The organism is Burkholderia sp. ABCPW 111 (assembly GCF_000773065.1).
Classification (GTDB): domain Bacteria; phylum Pseudomonadota; class Gammaproteobacteria; order Burkholderiales; family Burkholderiaceae; genus Burkholderia; species Burkholderia savannae.
In genome coordinates this window covers 1-21541 of record NZ_JPWT01000064.1, presented here as the reverse complement: position 1 = coordinate 21541, position 21541 = coordinate 1, and the positions used below count along the sequence as shown (strand labels likewise).

20 protein-coding genes are annotated in these 21541 nt (G+C 67.6%); 9 read left to right on the top strand and 11 right to left on the bottom strand.

The window, feature by feature from the left end; genetic code table 11:
• Complete coding sequence (locus X946_RS12690) at window positions 1-1515, top strand: mannose-1-phosphate guanylyltransferase/mannose-6-phosphate isomerase (protein WP_038748021.1); 1515 nt, start codon at window positions 1-3, stop codon at window positions 1513-1515.
• A gap of 78 nt (window positions 1516-1593) precedes the next feature.
• Here X946_RS12690 and X946_RS12685 read toward each other — a convergent pair whose 3' ends face one another.
• Window positions 1594-2598, bottom strand: coding sequence for a transposase (locus X946_RS12685; protein ID WP_038748019.1), 1005 nt, complete (start codon window positions 2596-2598; stop codon window positions 1594-1596).
• 196 nt (window positions 2599-2794) lie between these two features.
• Here X946_RS12685 and X946_RS35095 point away from each other — a divergent pair, with 196 nt between their 5' ends.
• The gene (locus X946_RS35095; protein ID WP_156432569.1) at window positions 2795-3058 is read left to right on the top strand and encodes a hypothetical protein; all 264 of its coding nucleotides are present in this window, start codon (window positions 2795-2797) and stop codon (window positions 3056-3058) included.
• Between the two features lie 123 nt (window positions 3059-3181).
• Here the strand turns inward: X946_RS35095 and X946_RS12680 are convergent, their stop codons facing one another.
• The 8 genes from X946_RS12680 to X946_RS12640 all read right to left on the bottom strand — a co-directional run bounded on the left by X946_RS12680 (window position 3182) and on the right by X946_RS12640 (window position 10395).
• On the bottom strand, window positions 3182-3763 hold the full coding sequence (locus X946_RS12680) for a DUF3501 family protein (protein WP_038748016.1): 582 nt from the start codon (window positions 3761-3763) through the stop codon (window positions 3182-3184).
• Window positions 3764-3791: 28 nt separating this feature from the next.
• On the bottom strand, window positions 3792-5129 hold the full coding sequence (locus X946_RS12675) for a heterodisulfide reductase-related iron-sulfur binding cluster (RefSeq protein WP_038748014.1): 1338 nt from the start codon (window positions 5127-5129) through the stop codon (window positions 3792-3794).
• A gap of 127 nt (window positions 5130-5256) precedes the next feature.
• Window positions 5257-5679, bottom strand: coding sequence for a rubrerythrin family protein (locus X946_RS12670; protein ID WP_038748009.1), 423 nt, complete (start codon window positions 5677-5679; stop codon window positions 5257-5259).
• A gap of 281 nt (window positions 5680-5960) precedes the next feature.
• Window positions 5961-7007 carry an N-acetylmuramoyl-L-alanine amidase gene (locus X946_RS12665; RefSeq protein ID WP_038748006.1) on the bottom strand — a complete coding sequence of 349 codons (1047 nt, stop codon included), beginning with the start codon at window positions 7005-7007 and terminating at the stop codon, window positions 5961-5963.
• A 632-nt stretch (window positions 7008-7639) separates the two neighbouring features.
• Window positions 7640-8908: an RNA polymerase sigma factor gene (locus X946_RS12655; RefSeq protein WP_038748004.1), complete on the bottom strand. Its 1269-nt coding sequence runs from the start codon at window positions 8906-8908 to the stop codon at window positions 7640-7642.
• Window positions 8905-9444, bottom strand: coding sequence for an SRPBCC family protein (locus tag X946_RS12650; RefSeq protein ID WP_038748001.1), 540 nt, complete (start codon window positions 9442-9444; stop codon window positions 8905-8907). Before X946_RS12650 ends, X946_RS12655 begins: the two co-directional genes overlap by 4 nt.
• A gap of 21 nt (window positions 9445-9465) precedes the next feature.
• The gene (locus tag X946_RS12645) at window positions 9466-9879 is read right to left on the bottom strand and encodes a YciI family protein (RefSeq protein ID WP_038747998.1); all 414 of its coding nucleotides are present in this window, start codon (window positions 9877-9879) and stop codon (window positions 9466-9468) included.
• Between the two features lie 162 nt (window positions 9880-10041).
• A complete protein-coding gene (locus X946_RS12640; protein WP_038748132.1) occupies window positions 10042-10395 on the bottom strand; it encodes a YciI family protein in 354 nt (117 codons plus the stop codon).
• Between the two features lie 364 nt (window positions 10396-10759).
• Between X946_RS12640 and X946_RS12635 the strand changes: the two genes are divergently transcribed.
• From X946_RS12635 to X946_RS12615, 4 genes are all read left to right on the top strand, one after another.
• A complete protein-coding gene (locus tag X946_RS12635) occupies window positions 10760-12634 on the top strand; it encodes an ExeM/NucH family extracellular endonuclease (RefSeq protein WP_038747995.1) in 1875 nt (624 codons plus the stop codon).
• Window positions 12635-13468: 834 nt separating this feature from the next.
• Window positions 13469-13849, top strand: a complete 381-nt coding sequence (locus X946_RS12625; RefSeq protein ID WP_038747989.1) for a DUF883 family protein — start codon at window positions 13469-13471, stop codon at window positions 13847-13849.
• 48 nt (window positions 13850-13897) lie between these two features.
• The gene (locus X946_RS12620) at window positions 13898-14482 is read left to right on the top strand and encodes a BPSL1445 family SYLF domain-containing lipoprotein (protein ID WP_038747986.1); all 585 of its coding nucleotides are present in this window, start codon (window positions 13898-13900) and stop codon (window positions 14480-14482) included.
• Window positions 14483-14697: 215 nt separating this feature from the next.
• Window positions 14698-15756 (top strand): AI-2E family transporter, encoded by a 1059-nt coding sequence (locus tag X946_RS12615; RefSeq protein WP_038747983.1) that lies wholly within the window; start codon window positions 14698-14700, stop codon window positions 15754-15756.
• Window positions 15757-16001: 245 nt separating this feature from the next.
• Here the strand turns inward: X946_RS12615 and X946_RS12610 are convergent, their stop codons facing one another.
• Window positions 16002-16430: a hypothetical protein gene (locus X946_RS12610; RefSeq protein ID WP_038747981.1), complete on the bottom strand. Its 429-nt coding sequence runs from the start codon at window positions 16428-16430 to the stop codon at window positions 16002-16004.
• A gap of 476 nt (window positions 16431-16906) precedes the next feature.
• Window positions 16907-18952 (bottom strand): TonB-dependent receptor, encoded by a 2046-nt coding sequence (locus tag X946_RS12605; protein WP_038747978.1) that lies wholly within the window; start codon window positions 18950-18952, stop codon window positions 16907-16909.
• 235 nt (window positions 18953-19187) lie between these two features.
• Here X946_RS12605 and X946_RS36545 point away from each other — a divergent pair, with 235 nt between their 5' ends.
• The 3 genes from X946_RS36545 to X946_RS33720 all read left to right on the top strand — a co-directional run bounded on the left by X946_RS36545 (window position 19188) and on the right by X946_RS33720 (window position 21336).
• Complete coding sequence (locus X946_RS36545; protein WP_200886429.1) at window positions 19188-19760, top strand: hypothetical protein; 573 nt, start codon at window positions 19188-19190, stop codon at window positions 19758-19760.
• A 174-nt stretch (window positions 19761-19934) separates the two neighbouring features.
• On the top strand, window positions 19935-21140 hold the full coding sequence (locus tag X946_RS12600) for an MFS transporter (RefSeq protein ID WP_038747975.1): 1206 nt from the start codon (window positions 19935-19937) through the stop codon (window positions 21138-21140).
• A gap of 7 nt (window positions 21141-21147) precedes the next feature.
• Window positions 21148-21336 carry a hypothetical protein gene (locus tag X946_RS33720; protein ID WP_152611706.1) on the top strand — a complete coding sequence of 63 codons (189 nt, stop codon included), beginning with the start codon at window positions 21148-21150 and terminating at the stop codon, window positions 21334-21336.
• Window positions 21337-21541: the final 205 nt, after the last annotated feature.

Below are 21541 nucleotides of genomic sequence, written 5' to 3'. Positions count from 1 at the left end.
ATGAACGCCACGCCCGCCGCCGCCGCCGGCCCCGCCACCGCCGCCGTCGGCGCGCGCCTTTCCGTGCAACCCGTCGTTCTGGCCGGGGGGTCGGGCACGCGGCTCTGGCCGATGTCGCGCGAGCGTCATCCGAAGCAACTGATCAACCTGCTCGGCAACGAATCGCTGCTGCAATCGACCGCGCGCCGTCTCGACGGCCTGTCGGCCGATCATCCGGTATCCGAACGAATGATCGTCGTGTGCGGCGAAGAGCACCGCTTCACGACCGCCGAGCAATTGCGGCTCGCGGGCAAGGACGCGACGCTCGTGCTCGAGCCGCTCGGCCGCGACACCGCGCCAGCGCTGACGATCGCCGCGCTGCATGCGGCCGCGGGCGGCGGCGACGCCGTGCTCGCCGTGATGCCGGCCGACCACGCGGTGGCCGACGTCGCGCGCTTCCAGCAAGCGGTCGCGGCCGGCGTGCGCCATGCCGAGCAAGGGATGATCGCGACGCTCGGCATCGTGCCGACGCGCGCCGAGACGGGCTACGGCTACATCCGCGTCGGCGCCGCGAGTGCGGGCGACGCCGGGCTCGGCGTCGCGGTCAGGAAGCTCGAGCGCTTCGTCGAAAAGCCGCATCTCGAGCTCGCTCAGCAATACGTCGCATCGGGCGAGTACTGGTGGAACAGCGGCATCTTCATCGTCCGCGCGTCGGTGTGGCTGAAGGCGATCCGCCACTTCCAGCCGGAGATCCACGAAGCCTGCGCGCGTGCGGTCGCGCTCGGCAGAGACGACGGTCCGTTCTTTCGCGTCGACCGGGACAGCTTCGCCGCATCGCCGTCGAACTCGATCGACTACGCGGTGATGGAACCGTTGTCGAACCTGCCCGCCGTTTGCGAGAGCGTGGTCGTGCCACTCGACGCCGGCTGGTCAGACGTCGGCTCGTGGGACGCGCTCTGGCAGATCAGCGACAAGGACGCCGACGGCAACGTCGCGCGCGGCCGCGTGTGCTTCGAGCAGGCGTCGTCGACGTTCGCGCATTCGGAAGGACGCCTGATCGCCTGCGTCGGCACGCAGGATCTCGTCGTCGTCGAAACGCCGGATGCGATCCTTGTCGCCGATCGCGCGCACGTGCAGGACGTGAAAAAAATCGTCGGACGCCTGAAGGCGGAATCCGGCGCGGAAACGTCCGATCACCGCAAGGTGCATCGCCCGTGGGGGCATTACGATTCGGTCGACAGCGGCGAGCGCTTCCAGGTGAAGCGGATCGTCGTCAAGCCGGGCGCGCGCCTGTCGCTCCAGATGCATCACCACCGCGCCGAGCACTGGATCGTCGTGCGCGGCACCGCACGAATCACGCGCGGCGACGAAACATTCCTGCTGTCGGAGAACGAGTCGACCTACATTCCGCTAGGCGTATCGCATCGGCTCGAAAATCCCGGCAAGATGCCGCTCGAACTGATCGAAGTGCAATCGGGCTCGTATCTCGGGGAGGACGACATCGTCCGCTTCGAAGACAACTATGGAAGACACTGACGGTAACGGGACGGCCGCCCCGCAGCGGCCGCGCGGTCCGCGACCAAGCGGGCCGCGCGGCGACGGGCGCTACGGCATTCAACCGACGCGATATGCGTATTCGTGCCGGTCGACCTGCACTTGCGGCGCATCGCCGCGTCCCTCTGCCAGCGCGCGACGGCGCTCGGCCGCGAAATGCTTGATGTTGGTTTCGGCCATCGCGAGCGCGGACAGCCCGGCGATCGTCGGCACCGACTTGCCCGCCGCCCCGTCCGCGGGCGCAGACGCTTCACGCTTGCTCTGCGCGCTCCCGGATTGGCGATCGATCCATTGACGCGCCCAATCGAGCGCGTACTGCTCCGCCGATTCGGCGTCGGTGAAGCGCGGGCCGATGAGTCCCGAGCGCTCGACGCGCCGATCGTCCTGCACGATCTCCGCCCATGCCCGATACATCAGGTTCTGCACGGGCTGCGCGATGCCGTACACGGTGTAGCCGCGATAGGTCTCGGTTTGCGGCGCGTGTGTCGCGAAGCTGAACGAGGCGGGATGCGCGCGGCCATGTCCATGGTCGCGCACGGCCGCGCCGGGCACGGCGAAGCCGTCGCGATGCGATTTCTCGACGTCGCGCGGCTCGTCTTCCTCGTCGTCGCTCGCGAAGCGCCGAACGTTCACGCCCGCGCCCGAGCGGCAGACGTTCGCTTGCGCGACGGGCAGTTGCCACGACTCCGGGTTTTGCCAGAACACGCCGCGCAGCCGATCGCAATCGGCTGCGGGCTCCGCGCGCCGCACGGGCGTGACGGACTCGGGCGGCGGCGGCACGTACGCGAACGCGCGGCCGCTTTCTTCCGACAGCACTCTCACCATCTCGCCGAGCGTGCCGCTCGCGAGCCATTCTTCGAAACGGCGCCGGCACGTCGGACCGGACGGATAGCGACCGGGCAGCTTCGACCACGGTTCGCCCGTGGTGAGTATCCACAGCACCGCGTTCGCAACGACCCGATTCTCCGCGCGCGGACGACCTCGTCGGTTCAGTCGGATGGGTTCATCGGCGATCAACGTCGACAGACGGGCCCACTCTTCATCGTTTAGCTCATCGAAGAACATAGATCTCTCCACGCAGCCAGGCCGGGCTGCGATTGGCGGCACGGCCACGAGCGTGTCGCTCTCGTGACCGCGGCCAGGTTGCACATGGACCGCTATTCGGTTGTGCACGCCGGCGCGCTAGGCACAAACAAGGTGCCGCGACTCCCGACGATGAGGCACGAACCACTGTCTCACTCGTATGCGATATTTTTTGTGCATGAAGCATACCATCATCAGGGTTTATCTCAATATGACACCGGCGTCATGTTACGCACTGAAACAAGAAAGTGGTCAAGCAGGGTCAGCTTTTCCTTCATATTTTTATGAATTTCTTATCTCGAGTGGCCACAAAGCCCCGTCCAGCAAGGCTGAAGGGAATATGAAAAGTATATTTCAAGCGGTTCCGGCGCAAGCTCCCAGCATGAGTGGAAGCATTTTCCGACGTCGTTGCAACATCGGTAAATTAAGGGAAAATACGTGACAAATTGTTTATTGTTCGGTAATTAAATCCTTTTCCAATCGTTATACTTTTCATTACACGCAATCTCATAATTGATTAAATGCGATCGATGCCAGCTCGTTCGGCCGCGTGCCGCGCGCTCGCTCAATCCAGATCGCCGGCGAGCGACGCGGCGACGTCCGGATCGATCCGCATCGTTTGCACCGGGTAGTTGGGATGGTCGCAGCCAATCGACAGCGGCGCGCCCGCCTTGAGCCTCGCCTTCATCGCACCGCTCAACTCGAAGCGCAGGAAGTGCACGGCGGACGTCTTCTGCGCCGTTTCGCGTTCGAGATCCTCGTCCGCGATCGCATAGACAGGCGTCTCATCGCCGACGACGAGAAAAACGCGATCCTCGATGCCGATGAGGCGCGTGAGCGCCGCGCGCCGCTGCGTTTCGTTTTCGTATTCGATCTGCATCGTCGCTTTGAGATTGCTGCCGTCCGGCACGAGCGGAAGATACGCGTCGAGCTCGGCCGAGATGCCGTCCTCGTCGAAGATTTTTTCGACGTGTAGCATCTCGTGGATCTGATAGCGGATCGTCGTCTCGTCCTCGAACAGCAGGCGCAGATGATTGCCGACCGGCACCGCGCGGCGCTTCTTGTGCTCGATCACGCGAGCTCGTTCCTGGCGGCGCACCTTCGCGTACGCTTCGAGCGTCAGCAGCGAGTCGCGGGTGAGCGTCATGTCGTGGTCCTCGTTCGGTGGGCCGCGCTCAGATGCCGTATGCCTTGCGCAGCAGCGTGAGCGGATGCGCGAAGGGCGGCGGCTCGACGCCTTTCGCGCCGATGCCCTCTTCGATATGGTGTCCGGCGAGCGCGCAATCGGACGACATGTAGTCGGGCGCCTGCTCCGCGATCGACTTGAACACCGGCGCGCCGATCCTCAGCGCCTGCGCATGGAATTCCCTCTTCACGCCGAACGTGCCCGCGTGGCCCGAGCAGCGCTCGACGACGTTTACCTTCGTGCCCGGCACGAGCGACAGCGCGTCGGCCGTCTTGCGCCCGATGTTCTGCACGCGCGCATGGCACGGCACGTGATACGACACGGTGCCGAGCTCGTGCTTGAAATCGGTCTTCAGCAGTCCGTCGCGATGGCGCGCGATCACGTATTCGAACGGGTCCCAGAACGCGTCGGCGACCGCGCGCACGTCGGGATCGTCGGGGAACATCGACGGCAGTTCGCTCTTGAACATCAACACGCAGCTCGGAATCGCGCCGATCAGCGCATAGCCTTCGCGCGCGTAGCGGGCGAGCACCGGAATGTTCGCGTCCTTCTTCCGTGCGACGCCTTCGAGATTGCCCTGTTCGAGCAGCGGCATCCCGCAGCATGCTTCGCTCGAGACGAGTTCGTACGGAATGCCGTTGTGCGCGAGCACCGCGAGCAGATCGTGGCCGATGCCCGGTTCGTTGTAGTTCACGTAGCAAGTCGCGTAGATCGCGACGCGCCCCGGCGTGCGCTCGCCGTCACGCGGCGTCGGGCCGGGCGAGCGCTGCGCGGCGCGGCGGAACTTGCGCGGCGCGAACGGCGGCAGCCATGCGTGCCGGTCGACGCCGAGCGTCGCCTCGAGCGCGCCGCGCAAGGGCTGCGTGCGATTCGCGGCATTGACGGCCTGCGTGACGATCGGGATGCCGGCGAAATAGCCGAGCATGTCGGTGTTCGACAGCAGCTTGTCGCGCAGCTTCACGTCGTTGCGCTTGTAGCGCGCGGCCCTCGCGCGCAGCATCAGATGCGGGAAGTCGACGTTCCATGGATGCGGCGGCACGTACGGGCATTTCGTCATGTAGCAGAGGTCGCACAGATAGCACTGGTCGACGACCTTGCCGAACGATTTCGGATCGACCGCATGCGCTTCGCCCGTGTCGGTCTCGTCGACGAGATCGAATAGCGTCGGAAATGCGCCGCACAGCGACACGCAGCGCCGGCAGCCGGCGCAGATCTCGAATACGCGGGTGAGCTCGGCGTCGATCGCGGCTTGATCGTAGAACGCATCCGATCGCCAATCGAGCGGATGCCGGGTGGGAGCCTCCAGACTGCCTTCTCGATGGGACATGGGGCAGCTCCATCATGTTGCGCGCGGACGCGCGCGTGGCGCCCGCCCCGCGGCGACGCGCTCGCGCGCGGCCGCGTCCGGCCGGCGATGCGGCGGGCGAACGCTCGCGGGCCGGCGAGCGGCGCGCTCAGTCGACGAGCCCGTCGAGCGCTTTCGTATACCGATTCGCGTGGCTGCGCTCCGCTTTCGCGAGCGTCTCGAACCAGTTCGCGATTTCCTCGAAGCCTTCTTCGCGCGCGGTCTTCGCCATGCCCGGGTACATGTCGGTGTACTCGTGCGTCTCGCCCGCGATCGCCGATTGCAGATTCTGGCGGGACGTGCCGAACGGCAAGCCGGTCGCCGGATCGCCGACCGCTTCCAGATATTCGAGGTGGCCGTGCGCGTGGCCGGTCTCGCCTTCGGCGGTCGAGCGGAACAATGCGGCGATGTCGTTCTGTCCCTCGACGTCCGCCTTCGATGCGAAATACAGGTAGCGGCGATTCGCTTGCGACTCGCCCGCGAATGCGTACTTCAGGTTCTCTTCGGTCTTGCTGCCCTTGAGCTGTGCCATCTGCGCCTCCGTGTCCGATGCCGGCGCGCGGCGCCGGACCGGATGAACGATTGTGGGGAACGATGCGCAACTCGGCTGCCGCCGCTGGGGCACCGTGCATTTCAATCTAGGCGCTTCCGTGCGCATCCCCCAATAGGCTTTTTCAATGCCGTCGATAGTCGTGGCGATGACCTTCGAAGGCCGCGGCTCGGCGGACGGCGGTCTCACCGCACGGCGCGGCGCCGCACCGCACCGTGGCGTACCGCGCCGCGTCTCGGCACGGTACGCGCGCGTCTGCGACGTCAGCGCGGCGACGCCGGCGCAAGCGGCCATACGTCGCTGCCCTTCTCTCCCGCCGGCGCGGTCGCGCCCGGCAGCACCTGCTTGCTGATCGCGCGGCTGCGGTTGAAGTACTTCTCGAGCAGCGCGTCGAGGATCGCGACGGTTTCGACGTCCGGCGCGCCGTCATAGCGCGACGGCCTGAAGTGCATCTGGAACGCCGACACGACGTTGACCGTCTGTGCGTCGAGCGTGCCCGTCTGCGGCGTGTCGTAGCCGTATGCGAGCAACTTCGACTGCAGGCTCGCGACATCGCCCGAAAAAGGCCGGTTGGTCCGGTAGTAGTCGACCGCCTCGGCCTCCGGCCACGCGCCGATCTTGTATTGATCGTAGAGCTTCTTCCACGGGAACAGCGGCCCCGGATCGGTCTTGCGGCCGGGCGCGACGTCCGAATGCCCGACCACCTTGTGCGGCAGCACCTGGTGCCGCGCGACGACGTCGGCGGCGAGCGCGCCGAACACCGCGACCTGCGCGTCCGGATACGAATACCAGCGCCGGTTCATCAGCGGCAGGTTCTCGTCTTCCGGCGGAAAGCCGAGATTGACGATCTCGATGCCGACCGAGCCCGCGTTGAGCATCCGGTCGCCCTGCCAGTAGCTGACGCCCGCATGCCACGCGCGGCGCGCCTCCGGCACGAGCTCGAATACCTTGAAGCGCTGGCCGTCGTCGGCCGCGTCGGGCACGAGATAGTGCGAGCTGACCTGCCGCTGCGGACTGGTGAGCGATGCCAACGAATCCGCGAGCGTCTGCGCGGTGTAGTGCAGCACGAGCGTGCGCACGCGCGAATCCTGATTCGGCGACTGGATCGAGCGATCGATCGTGTAGCCCGCGCCGCCCGTCGAGCCCGACGATTGCGACGCATCCTGCGCGTGCGCGGACGACACGACGCCGTCGCCATCGCCGCAGCCGGCGAGCGGCAGCATGAGCATCCCCACCGGCCATGCCGACGAACGCGCGAGAAAACCGCGCCTGCCCTCGTTGATGATTTTCGCTTGTTGTTCTTCAGCCATACCCTTTTCCGTTCGAGTCGTAACTTGCGATTGAGAATCGGCGCGGCGCGCCGAGCGAGTAGGTTGCGCGATGAAGCGATGCGCGACCGTGGGAGTCGTCGACGCGGCGCAAGTTCCTGTTCGGACTGCGATGCATTATCGGAAAACGGGAAAGCTTCGAAATGAAATCGACGATGGGGAGGGCTTGAAAATGCTTCGCTTGTCGATTCTTTGCCGGGCGGTTGGCGGTTGGCGGTTGGCGGCTGGCGGTTGGCGGTTGGCGGTTGGCGGTTGGCGGTTGGCGGCTTTCGGCTTTCGGCTTTCGGCTTTCGGCTTTCGGCTTTCGGCTTTCGGCTTTCGGCTTTCGGAAGACTACGTGAAGCGGTTCACCAGATGTCCGAATGAAGCGGCGCTGTTCCGACACATACCAACGCAGCGCAACGACTCACATGTGCATCGTCGCCCCGATCGACATCGACATGTGCGTCGCGCGACGTCGTGGCACACGCCCGCGCGCCGCGCGCGTCGAAAGCCCGTCAAGCCGCGTGCTCGCACATCGAGCGTCGGACATCCCGCATCCGCAGCGCGCGCCCGCTCGACGACACGCCGCGCATCACGCATCGAAAATCGAAAATCGAAAATCGAAAGCACCATCATCGCTCCATCGCCCGCGCGAGCAGCATCTCGCGCTCGCGCGCATTGAGCGTCATGCCGGCCGCGCGTCGAAACTCCGCCCGCGCTTCGTCGCGCCGCCCGAGCTTCGCGAGCAGATCGCCGCGCACGCTCGGCAGCCAGTGATAGCGCGCGAGCGCCGGATCGGCCGCGAGCCCGTCGACGATCTCGAGCCCCGCCGCCGGCCCGAACGCCATGCCGACCGCGACCGCGCGATTCAGCTCGACGACGGGCGACGGCGCGACTTGCGCGAGCGCGTCGTAGAGCGCGACGATCTGCTCCCAGTCGGTGTCGGCGGCGCTGCGCGCACGCGCGTGGCACGCGGCGAGCGCCGCCTGCAGCGCATACGGGCCGCTCGCGCCGCCGAGCGCTTCCGAGCGCGCGAGCGCGGCGAGCCCGCGCCGGATCAGAAGCGGGTCCCAGCGGCTGCGGTCCTGATCGAGCAGCAACACGGGGCGCCCCCGCGCATCGACGCGCGCATGCATCCGCGACGCCTGGATCTCCATCAACGCAACGAGCCCGTGCACCTCGCTCTCGCTTGGCGCGAGCTCGGCGAGCACGCGCCCGAGCCGCAGCGCCTCGTCGGTCAGCGCGGGACGCATCCAGTCGTCGCCCGCCGTCGCCGAATAGCCTTCGTTGAAAACCAGATAGATGACTTCGAGCACCGAAGCGAGGCGCGACGCGCGCTCGGGCGCGCGCGGCACTTCGAACGGCACCTTCGCGGCAGACAGCGTGCGCTTCGCGCGCACGATCCGCTGCGCGATCGTCGGCTCGGGCGTGAGAAACGCGCGCGCGATCTCGCCCGTCGTCAGCCCGCCCAGCAGGCGCAGCGTGAGCGCGACGCGCGCGTCGGTCGACAGCACCGGATGACACGCGGTGAACACGAGCCGCAGCAGATCGTCGCCGATGTCGTCGTCGCGCGCCGCCTCGAGCACGTCGGCGACGTCCGGCGAAACGTGCGCGCCGAGCGCGTCGAGATCGAGGCCGATCTGCTCGTGCTTGCGCGCATGCAGCGCGTTCTGTCGCAGATGGTCGAGCGCGCGGCGCTTCGCGGCCGTCATCAGCCATGCACCGGGATTATCCGGCACGCCGCCGCGCGGCCAGTGCTCGAGCGCGGCAACGAGCGCATCCTGCGCGAGCTCTTCGGCCACGCCGACATCGCGCACGAGCCGCGCGACATGCGCGATGATTCTCGCGGCCTCGATCCGCCAGACGGCGTCTATCGCGCGATGAACGGCGTTCCCCGTCATGCGCGTCCTTCGGCGAGCGCCTTCAGGTTCGCGAGCCCCGCGGAAAAATCCGCGCCGACCATCTTGTCGATGCTGAAGAACACTTGCATCAGCTTCGACAGGAACGGCGACGGCCCGCGCATCGCCCACGTGACGACCGTCGCGTCGCCCTCCGGCCGCAGCGTGAATTCCGCGACGTTGTGTGCCTCGAACGGCTTCTCGAAATCGAGCCGCATCGTCACGTGCGAAGGCTCGTCGAGTTCGGTGATCTCGAAGCGGCCGATGCCCACTTTCTCGCTCGTCCACGCATAGCTCGCGCCGACGCCCGAGGTCACCGCGCCGTATTCGCCGCGCAGCGTCGGGTCCTTGCGCTCGTACGGATTCCACGTGTTGAAGCGGCGCAAGTCCGCCACGTATGGAAAGATGCGCGCGGCGTTCGCGTCGATCCGCGCGCTGCGCTCGACGCTAAACGTGCCCGGCCGCGACGCCGCATACAGCATCAACAGCAGCGCGAGCGCAATCACCACCGCGCCGGCGATCACCACGATCTGGACCATTGCCGTCTCCTGTCGCCGGCGTCAGCCGAGCTTGCTCTCGAGCTCGCGGAATCGCTCGACCGCGCCGCTCGGCTCGAAATCGTCGAGCTCGAACAGTTGCCGCACTTCGATCTCGCCGTCCTCGCGCTCGCCGAACGGCGCGGGAAAACGGCGGGCCCATTCGAGCGCCTCGTCGCGCGAGCGCACCTGAATCAGCGTGTAGCCGGCGATCAGCTCCTTCGTTTCGGTGAACGGACCATCGACGACGGTGCGCCTGCCGCCCGAATAGCGCACGCGCCAGCCTTTGGACGAAGGCTGCAGGCCGGACGCGTCGAGCAGTACGCCCGCCTTCGCCAGTTCTTCGTGATACGTCGCCATCGCGGCGATCAGCGACTCGTCGGGCATCGCGCCGGACTCGCTCGTCGCGTTGGCCTTCACCATGATCATGAAACGCATCGCGCTCTCCTTCGGCAGATGACAGGACGCCTGACCTGGCGTCCTGCCCCTACGACGGACGACGCGATCCCCGCTCGACATCAAGGATATCGAATCAGGGAAAACCCCAGATTCATGCGGCGCACGGCTTCCGGCGAGCGTTGCGCGCGCGCTCGCATCCGGTCACGAGAAGCACGGGCCGATCTCGCGCACTTCGACCGAGCACCACTCGGCTGCGGGGCAATCCTTGGCGATCGCGAGCGCCTCGCCTTCCGTCGCGACGTCGAGCAGGAAGAAGCCGCCGACCATTTCCTTCGCTTCGGCGAACGGCCCGTCCACGAGCCGCACTTCGCCGTTGCGCACCTGCACGCGCGTCGATTTGTCGTCGGACACGAGCGATTCGGCGCCGATCAGTATGCCGCGCGACTGCAACTCGCTGGCGTAGTGGCGCATCCGCTCGTACAGGATCTCGCCTTCGGCTCGCGCGCGTGCCGCGCGTTGGCCCCGCGGTTCGACGATCAACAACATATAGCTCATTTGCGTCACCTCCTATGACGTGGCCCTCCGGAATCGCGCGATGCGGCCACATCGCGCCGCCGATCACGGACGGCTGCGCTTCTATTTTGAGCGGCCAACGAGCGGCGGTCCATCGGAATCGATGGCTGCCCGCGCGCGGCGAAGCCGTGCGGCCATTCGCTCGCCCGGCGCATGAGCGCAACCGGCTCCAGCGGCCCGGACGATGGAAACGGTTCGCTCGCGCGCCGCCGCGCCCGCGCCGCCGATGCGCTGGGCCATTGCTCGAAAAAACCTGGCCAGATTACATATCCATATCTATTCTTTACGCAAAACTGTCAACATGCACCATTAAGCTTTCAGGATTCCCACACAACGGACTGTCCCCATGCGCACTCCGACGCCCTTGCTCACCGCCCTGTCGCTTCTGTCCGCCATCGCGACCACGCCCGCCCTCGCGGCCACGGCCGCGCCCGTCAGCACGAACTGCGGCGGCAGCGCGACGCCGATCGCCGAGATTCAAGGCGCCGGCGCGCCGTCGCCGCTCGCCGGCCGGAACGTATCGATCGAAGCCGTCGTCACGGCCGACTTCGGCGGCGCCGACGGCTTCGGCGGCTTCTTCGTCCAGCAAGCCGATCCGCAGCGCCGCAATCAGCCCGGCGTCTCCGAGGGGCTGTTCGTCTACGCGCCGAAAGCGCGCGCGCAGGCGGGCGACCTCGTGCATCTGACGGGCAAGGTCGAAGAGAAATACGGGCAGACGCAGCTCACGCTGTCGGGCGGCATCGCGGTCTGCGCGGGCGGCCAGTCGGTCACGCCCGCTACGCTCACGCTGCCCGTCGACAGCCCGGGCACGTTCGCCGCCTATGAGGGCATGCTCGTGCGGCTGCCGCAGACGCTGACCGTCACCGAGGTCTACGAGCTCGGCCGCTACGGCAGCGTGCTGCTCAGCAACGGGCGTCTGCGCACGCCGACGAGCGTCGTGCCGCCCGCGCAGGCGAACACGGTGGCCGACGCGAACGCACGCAACCGGCTGATCCTCGACGACGGCTCGAACAAGCAGAATCCCGCGACCGTTCCCTACCCGGCGCCGGCGCTCTCCGCCGCGAACACGCTGCGCGCGGGCTACACGGCGGCGAACGTCGAAGGCGTGCTCGAAATGCGCTACGGCACGTGGCGCCTGCAGCCGGTGCCGGGCTCGCGCACGCCGGCGTTCGCCGCGAATGCGAACCCGCGCACGTCCGCGCCCGCGCGCGATCCGCGCGCGAACCTGCGGGTCGCTTCGTTCAACGTACTGAATTACTTCAACGGCGACGGCACGGGCAAGGGCTTCGACGATCCGAACAACCGCGGAGCGAAGAGCTATGAAGAATTCGTCCGGCAGGACGCGAAGATCGTCAGCGCGCTGAAGGCGCTCGACGCCGACGTGATCGGCCTGATGGAAATCGAGAACGACGGCTACGGCGAGTTGAGCGCCGTGCGCCAGCTCGCGGCGAAGCTCGGCGACGGCTGGCGCGTCGTCGATCCGGGCGTCGCGCGGCTCGGCGGGGACGCGATCGCGGTCGCGCTGATCTACGACAGCCGCAAGGTCAAGCCGGTCGGCGAGCCGGCGACGCTCGCGATCGACGACAAGAACCGCCAGCCGCTCGCGCAGACGTTCCGCCCGGTCCGCGGCTCGCGCGCGGTGACGGTCGCCGTGAATCACCTGAAATCGAAGAACTGCCCGAACGCGGCGGGCGACGACCTCGACCAGGGCGACGGTCAGGGCTGCTGGAACGCGACGCGCACGCGCGCGGCGGCGAAAGTCGCCGACTGGCTCGCCCGCAATCCGACCGGCGCGCACAGCGAAGGCGTGCTGCTGATCGGCGACCTGAACAGCTACACGTATGAAGACCCGGTTCGCGCGCTCGAGTCGCGCGGCTACCTGAATCTCGTGTCGAGCAAGATCGGCTCGGGCGCATACAGCTATATGTACAACGGCGAGGCCGGCTATCTCGATCACGCGCTCGCGACGGGCGCGCTCGCGTCGCGCGTGAAGGCCGTGCACGACTGGCACATCAACGCGGACGAGCCGGTCGCACTGCAATACACGCTCGCGTACAAGAGCGCGGAGCAGCAGCGCACGTACTACGCTCCCGACGCGTATCGCTCGTCCGATCACGATCCGGTGCTGATCGACGTCGCGCTCGCCGACGAATACGCGGCGGCGGCCTCGCGCCGGGGCGCGGAAATGGCGGGGGCGCATAGCCGCCGCGCTTCGCGGTAACGCTTTCGATGTCGCGCTGCTCGCCGCTCGCCGTTCGCTGCGCGCGGCGGACGGCGGACGGCGGATGGCGTGCGATGCGCAACGCGCCGCTATCGGCGTTCACGCGAGCGACGCCGCAAACCGGGCTGGCAACGTGCCGGCCGTCGGCGGTTGTGTTCTCGATGGCGAGAAGTGGCGGGCGCGCATGCCGCTTTTCATCGCGTCATGCCGCGGCCCGAACGCGGATCTCGAACACGTTCGACAGCCGCATCGGCGCCTCCGGGCACCGTCGAATCGGCGCATAGGCGCATAGGCGCATCAGCGCGTCGGTGAATCGTTGAATCGTTGAATCGTTGAATCGTTGAATCGTTGAATCGTTGAATCGTTGAATCGTTGAATCGTTGAATCGGTGAATCACCGATTCAACGCATCGACGACTCGACCGATGCTGCCGACATCGAATCATCGATGCACATGCGCGCATGCGTATCCGAAAACGACGGAATCCTCACGATCTCGGCGCGAGCGCCCGTCTGGCGACGCGCATCGCAACGATGCGCAAAACGCGCGAACAAGAAGAAAGCCCCCCCTTCTCCCGCACGCGACGCCAGTCACATTTACCGAAATCCGGCACACCGATCCGCAAAAACTTCCACCATCGATTCGAACGCGCAGCGGCGCTGCGCCCGATTGCCGCACAAACTGTTGCATTTTCCGCCAAGCCCCGCCCCGCAAAGGCTTCGGCCCCACCGCGCCGGCGCGCCGCCGCCGCCGCGCGAAACTCGGGGCCGGATAGCGGATCACATAGGGGCAACGTCCGCACCTTTCCCTCAAACCCTCAGGAGAACGATCATCATGGCTCTTTCCGACTCCGTCGAATACAAGCTCGACCGCGGCCTCTCCGAAGCACGACGCGCCGGCCGCCGGTTCGCGCACGATGCGCGTTCCGCGGCGCGCGACCTGAACGGCGACGTGAAGGACAACATGCGCTCGCTCGTCGACGAGCTCGACGCGCTGCTCAAGGAAGACGTCGACATCGAGGCGCTCCGCAAGCGCCTGCACGGGCGGCTCGAAGCCGCGCGCGACACGCTCGACGACGCATCGTGGCACGCGTCGCGCCGGCTGCGGCAGTCCGCGCAACGCGTGTCCCGGGTTGTCCACGACAATCCGTGGCAGACGGCCGGCATCGTCGCCGGCCTCGCATTCGCGGCAGGCATCCTCCTTGCGCGTCGATAAGCGCGGCGCTGTCGCCCGACGTTCAACCTTCAAGATGGAGGAAGCATCATGCGCAAGACTCTCGTTATGAAAGCCGCGATCGCGGCCATGCTCGGCAGCCTGGCGCTCGCGGGCTGCACCACCACGCCCGACACGCCGTCGACCGCGGCGTCCAATGCGTCGACCCGCGAAGCGATCGACGCGCGCGTGAACGCGACGCTGTCGCGCCTCTACTCGACGGTGCCGGGCTCGCACGAACTCGTCGCGAAATCGCGCGGCGTGCTCGTGTTCCCGAACGTGCTGCAGGCGGGCTTCATCTTCGGCGGCCAGAGCGGCAACGGCGCGCTGCGCGTCGGCGGCGCGACGCTCGGCTACTACAACACGTCGTCGCTGTCGGTCGGCCTGCAGGCGGGCGCGCAATCGAAGGCGCTCATCTTCCTGTTCATGACGCAGGACGCGCTCGACAAATTCCGCGGTTCGCAAGGCTGGGCCGCCGGCGCCGACGCGTCGGTCGCGCTCGTCAAGATGGGCGCGAACGGCGCGGTCGACACGTCGACCGCGACAGGCCCGGTCGACGTGATCGTGCTGACCAACGCCGGCCTGATGGGCGATCTGTCGATCAACGGAACGAAGGTCACGCGCCTGAAGCTCTGACGAAAGCGGCGCAGCGCATCGCGCATTCGCGCCGTGTCCCCGCCCGCGCCGCGGCGTTGCGCCGCGGCGCTTTCGATCGCAGCCCGAACGATGTGCGCTCAGGGCGCGGCAGCGCACGCTCGCCGTGCGGCACGCGTCAGGCATAATCCACGCATCAAGGCGGGCCGCCGCGACGCGGCTTGCCCGGCCGATCAACCATCCTCCCCGAGCACACCATGGATAGCGGGCACGATCACCAGAAATTCTTCCACCTGCTGCTTTTAGTCGTCACCGTCGGCCTTTGCTGGATATTGACGCCGTTCTTCGGCGCAATCTTCTGGGGGACCATTCTCGCGATCCTGTTTCAGCCGGTGCAGCGCTGGCTCGCCGCGCGCTTCGGCAAGCGCCGCAATCTCGCCGCGCTCGTCACGCTGTCGCTCATCATCCTGATCGTGATCCTGCCGCTCGCGTTCGTCGCCGGAACGCTCGTGCAGGAAATCGCGTACGCATATCAGCAGATCAAGGCGATGCAGCCGAACATGACGCAGTACTTCCAGGAGTTCATGCACGCGCTGCCGACGTCCGTGCACCGGGTGCTGCGCAACTACGGGCTCACCGACATCGCCGGCATCCAGAAGAAGCTCACCGACGGGGCCGCCGCGATCAGCCAGTTCGTCGCCGCGCAGGCGCTCAGCATCGGACAGAACACGTTCCAGTTCGTCGTGAGCTTCGGCGTGATGCTGTATCTCGTGTTCTTCCTGCTGCGCGACGGCGGCGAAATCGGCCGCCGCGTGCGGCGCGCGCTGCCGCTCGACGACGAGCACAAGCAGCATCTGCTCACGAAGTTCACGACCGTCGTGCGCGCGACCGTGAAGGGAAACATCGCGGTCGCGGCCGTGCAGGGCGCGCTCGGCGCCCTGATCTTCTGGATTCTCGGCATCGAGGGCGTGATCCTCTGGGGCGCGCTGATGGCGTTCCTGTCGCTGTTGCCCGCGATCGGCGCGGGGCTCGTCTGGGTGCCCGCCGCCGGCTACTTCGCGATCACGGGGCAAATCTGGAAATGCGTGATCCTCGTCGCGTTCTGCGTCGGCGTGATCGGGCTCGTTGACAATCTGCTGCGGCCGATCCTCGTCGGCAAGGACACCAAGATGCCCGACTGGGTCGTGCTGATCTCGACGCTCGGCGGGATGGCGCTCTTCGGAATCAACGGCTTCGTGATCGGCCCGCTCGTCGCCGCGCTGTTCATGGCGAGCTGGGACATCTTCGCGCGCACGGAGCAGGCAGACCTGGAATGATGCGTGGCGCGGGCAGCGGCAGCTTGGCGCGCCGCCCAACAGGCAATCCGATGCGCGACCCGATGCTCGTCGGCATTCCAAACGAAAAAACCCGGCCTCGGCCGGGTTTTTCTTTGGCGACGCCGAAGCCCGCTGCGGTCGCCCCCCCAACGCGTGCCGGCGAGCCGATCGAGCCTGAGCGGCAGCGGCATCCGCATGTGCGACGCACGACGCATCGCCGCGGGCGCCGCCGCGCACCGCCCCCGTTACTCGAAGCTGAAGCGCAGATCCTTGACGACGGGCTCCTTGCCCCAGTTGAACGAGCACACGCGCCCGGTCTCGAGGCTCACCGCGTCCGCGCCCTTGCCCTGCGTCTCGCTGATCGGCTCGCAGCCGCCCGCAATCGTCACGGTCGGCGTGCCCTGCTTCGACAGAGGGAACTCGATCGCGCCGTCCTCCGGCACCATGTGCGTCAGCGCGACCTTCTCGACGTAGTCGTCGGGCAGCATGAAGATCGGCGAATCGTCGACCCACAGCGTGTAGTAGTCGTGCTTGAACGGCGTCTGCTCGACGCACATCTTCGACGTGTGCGCGCCGAGCTTCTGCGTCTGGCACAGCGGCGCGGCGGCGCAGACCGAACCCGCGACGAGCAGCGGCACGAGCGCCGCCCAGCTTTTCTGGATTGTTCTTTTCATGCTCGACTCGAAAAGGAATGGCGGAAGAAAGTCATGCCGTTTCGCACGACGCCGCGCGCGCCCTCAGCACCGCGCGCGGCGACCGCTATCTTACAAACGAACGGCCGGGAACAGAAGAGGGGCTGCGGGGACGTCGGGTTTTGTGCGTTTTGTGGGTTCCGTGGGTTTTCCGAGCCTTGGGCGTTTGGCGTTTGGCGTTTGGCGCTTGGCGTTTGGCGTTTGGCGTTTGCCGTTTGCCGTTTGCCGTTTGCCGTTTGCCGTTTGCCGTTTGCCGTTTGCCGTTTGCCGTTTGCCGTTTGCCGTTTGCCGTTTGCCGTTGGGCGTTGGGCGTTGGGCGTTCGCCCTTTGACATTCGACATTCGGCGTTCGGCGTTCGGCATGAGGCACCAAGCGGCAAGACTAGCCAATCATCAAGTGCGCCCCCGCGCTCAGCCTGGCCGCCCCTCGCCGCCGGTTCCCCGCCCGCACACGCGCGCTCAAAACGTCGTGCGCATCCCGACCGTCACGCTGCGTCCGCCCTGCGGCGCGATGTTTCGCACAACCGAACTCGCGTAGCGGATATCCTGGTTCGTCAGGTTGTCGCCGCGCAGGTATGCGAGCCAGTTCGTCGCGCCCACGCGGAACTTGTACGTCAGCACGACGCCGAGCGACGTGTAGCCGTCCGTCGCGAGATCGTTGTCGGGCACGCGGTGCTGCGCCCATGCGTGCGTGACCTGCGCACGCGCGCCGAACGGCCCGTAGCCGTAATCGGCCGCGAGCGTCGCGCGCAGCGGCGCGATCCGCGGCAGCGGCTCGCCCGTGTCCGCGTTGCGCGCGTGCGTGTAGTCGGCCGTCAGCTCGAGATCCACGCGATGCCCGCGCTTCTCGAACGCGCGCCACTTGCCTTCGAGCTCGACGCCGTAGAACTCCGCGTGCACGCCGCGATAAACGGCCTCGCGCAGCGCGTCGGCGGAGCCGGCCGCGACGAGCGCGCCCTCGTCGTCGACGAGCCGCCCGGTGTCGTATTCGGCGAGATAGTTCCGAAAGCGGCTGTAGAACACGCCGACGCTGCCGCGGTTCGGCCCGCTCGCATAGCGCAGCGCGAGATCGGTCGACACCGCCTTCTCCTTCTGCGCATCCGGCAGGCCGATCAGGTATTGCCCCGTCGCGCCGTGCGGCCCGTTCGCATACAGCTCGTAGAAGGTCGGCGCGCGCTCCGTGTACGACACGTTGCCCGCGAGCGCCCACGCAGGCGCGAGCTGGTACAGCGCGCCCGCCGACACGCTGCCCGCATTGAAGTCGCGCGAGCGCGCGAAGCCGAACTTGTCGTCGCCGTTCGCGCTCGGGTCGAGCCGCACGTGCTCGATGCGCGCGCCGGCGGACAGCTTCAGCGCGTCGCTCGCCTGCCATTCCTCGAGGCCGAACAGCGCGACGCTCGTCGTGCGCGTCGTCGGCGCGAGCGCCTCGCCGCCGAGCGCGGAGAACGTGTTCTGGCCGACCTGCACGCCGAGCGCGCCCTCAAACGGGCCTAGCTTGCGGTGACGCGCCTCGACGCGCGCCTCGTAGCCGTGGTTGCGGAACGTCGTGCCCGTCACGCCGTCCTCGATTTCCTTGTGCAGATAATTCGTGTAGCCGAAGTCGAACTTCAGTTGCGAGAACGGCCCGCGCAGATTGCGCACTTCCGACGCGACCGCGGCGCGTTCCTGCCGCATCTGCAGCCGCGCGTCGGTCTCGGCGACCGAGCCGTAATTCGATTCGTAGCCGCTGTACGACGCGCCGACGTAGCCGTCGGCCCACGTGTACGAGCCGCCCGCCGCGCCGCCGTAGCGGCGTCCGTCGCTGTTCGGCAGCTTGCCGTACGGCTCGCTCGCGTCCTCGCCGTCGAGCGCGCGCTGGCGCGCCGAGTGCGCATAGCCGGGGATTCTCAGCTCGTCGGTCTCGCGGCCGAACGCGTCGAGATGGAAGGCGAAGCGGCCGTTGCCGCCCTCGACGAGCGCCGCGCCCGCGCGCGCGTTGTTCGCGCCGCCGTAGCTCGCGTCGACCGCGCCCGAAACGCCGTTGACCGCCTCGCGCGGAATCCGGTTGTCGATGGTGTTGACGACGCCGCCGACCGCGTTGCCCCCGTACAGCAGCGCGGCCGGCCCGCGCACGATCTCGACGCGCTCGACGGTGAGCGGCTCCTGCGGCACCGCGTGGTCGTACGACAGCGACGATGCGTCGTACGCGGCGACGCCGTTCTGCAGCAGCCGGATGCGGTCGCCGTCCATGCCGCGGATGATCGGGCGGCCGACGAGCGGGCCGTAGGTCGTCGTCGACACGCCGGGCAGGCCGTTGAGCGTATCGCCGAGCGAATCGGCGCGGCGCAGCGTCAGCGCATCGCCGGACAGCGACGCGGTTGGCGACGTGAGCGCCGATGCGCCGAGCGGATTGGCGGTCACGAAGATCGGCGAGAGCGTCGTCGCCGGCGGCTCGTTCGACGGGCGATCGGCGGGCGGCGCGAGCGTCTCGCCGTGTGCGAGACTCGCGGCGAGCAGCAGCGACATGGGATGCAGCCTGCGAACGAAAGGCGGCGCGGGGCGTCGGTGGTCATCCATTGCGGTAATCGGTGTGGTGTTGTCGGAGTGGACGGGATCACGGACCGAATCGCGCAGCGCCATCGAAACGATATAACGTATCAAATCCTGCGCGCACGTAGGCCGTGGCGAAACGCATCGACAGCCGATCCGGCTGGCTGCGACGGTGCAGTCGCGGCTCGCGGCGGCTTACGATGGGATAGATATGTTATATCATTTCAATTTAAGCAACAAATGCCTTACGGTGCGTTTGGGCGCGGTCAGGGCGGTGGTGACATCGATAGTGGCGACATCGGTAGCGGCGGCATTGGCTCGGCATTGGCTCGGCATTGGCTCGGCATTGGCTCGGCATTGGCTCGGCATCGGCTCGGCATCGGTGGCGGTGGCCGTGGCCGTGGCGGTGGCGGTGGCGGTGGCGGTGGCGGTGGCGGCATCGGTGATGGTGGCATCGGCAAGGCCGTGCCTGCATCCTCGGCGACGACAGCCGCCGCCGCAAGTCGCGCCGGCACGCAAAACCGACGATGCGCGGAATCAGTCCAGCGTGATTGCCGCATTCATCCACCGAGCATGCGCTGCGCCGGGCCGTCATTGCGCGATTGACACGCTGTTCATGCCGGGCCGCTCGCCGCGCGCCTCGCCATGCCGTTCAAGCGCCCTCGACATCGTCACGACGCATGGCGCGCGCGAGCGCGCTCCGCACCCCGCGCTCCAGGTTTCGGCCGGCTTTCCTCTTGCCGCACATACATACACAAGCGCCGCTGCATTGCTGTGCGCATAGTTGATGCGTGGATCGCGCGCCGCCCCGCGCCGTAGACTCGCGGAGTCGAACTCGGAACGTCGACCGCCAAGCGCTTGCGCCCTCGTCGTCGCGAACGTGCGCCGCGCGGGCCGCGCGCGTCGACGTGGTATCGTCGGGCGCTCGCAAACCGACAAAATCCTTTCAGTTTCACGCATGCATCCTCTTCGATCGATTTTCCCGCTGGCCCTGTTGACGGCCGTCGGGCTCCTTGCAACCGACCTGTATCTCCCCGCCGTGCCGTCCCTGCCGCAGCAGCTCGGCGGCTCGATCGAAAGCGCGCAGGCGACGCTCGCCGTGTTCTCGGCCGCGCTCGCCGTCTCGCAGCTCGTCTGGGGCGCCGCCGCCGACCGCCTCGGCCACCGCCGCACGCTCGCATTCGCGGTGCTGCTGCAACTCGCCGCGGGCGCCGCGTGCGCGCTTGCGCCGTCGATGGGCGTGCTGATCGGCGCGCGGGCCGTGCAAGGCTTCGGCGTCGGCGCGGCGACGGTCATCGTCCCCGCGCTCGCCAGGCAATCGTTCGGCGACGGCGGCGCGGTCCGCGCGCTCGCGTGGCTCGGCATCATCGAAAGCGCGGTGCCGGGGCTCGCGCCGGTCGTCGGCGCGGCGCTGCTCGTCGTCGCGGACTGGCGAATGAGCTTCTGGATCATCGTCGCGCTGTCCGTCGTCGTGGCGCCGCTCGTGTTCCGCGTGGTGCCCGCCGCTTCGCCGGCGCCCGCCCCCGCGAACGCGAACGGACGCGCGGGCGGCTATCGACGGCTGCTGCGCTCGCCCGTCTATCTCGGCTATGCGCTCGGCCACGCGCTGTGCTTCGCCGCGCTGCTCACGTTCGTCGCGAGCGCACCGCAGGTCGTCGAGATCTGGCTCGGCGCGGGGCCGTCGACGTTCAGCCTGTTGCAGGCATGCGGCGTCGCGGCGTTCATGCTGACCGCGGCGCGCAGCGGCAAATGGACCGACGCGCTCGGCCTCGACCGGATCATCTCGCTCGGCGCGCTGCTGCAGTTCGCGGCCGCCGCCGCGTTCCTGCTGCTCGCGCATCTCGAGCTGCGCTCGACCGCGCTCGTCGTCGCGTCGTGGATGCTGTTCTGCGGCTCACTCGGCTTGCGCGGACCGGCGTCGATGGCGCGCGCGCTCGCGGCCGAGCCGTCGATCGCCGGACGCGCGGCCGGACTGCTGATGTTCTTCGGCCTCGGCGGCGCGGCGCTCGCGACGCAGGCCGTCGCGCCGTTCCTGCATCTCGGGCTCGCGCCCGTCGCGTGGATGTGCACGGGCTTCACGCTCGCGAGCGGCGTGGTGATCCTGTGGGGAATCGCGATGCGCGGCAAGCACGAAGACGTTGCGGCGGGGCCGGCGGCGTCCTGAGCGCCGCATGAGCGGCGCGCTGCGGCATTTTCTTGAATCGGAGGATGCGGTGAATTCGAGCGGCGGCGACCGTCGCGCGCGCCGCGGCCGGCCGCGGCTCGACTGCCGGCGCCGTGGCCGCGCGTGCGGCCGCGCGGCTTCTTTCGGTGTTTCGGTGTTTCGGTGTGTCGACATTCGCGGCGCGCGCATCGATTGAAGTAATCGATGCATTCGCGAGGCTCGAAGTCGACGCATTGAAACCGCAAAGGCTGGCGAAGCATCCGAAAACTTCGAGGCGACTGCGAACGGCATGCGGTTGAAGTTGTCGATGCGGTCGATGCGGTCGATGCGGTCGATGCGGTCGATGCGGTCGATGCGGTCGATGCGGTCGATGCGGTCGATGCGGTCGATGCGGTCGATGC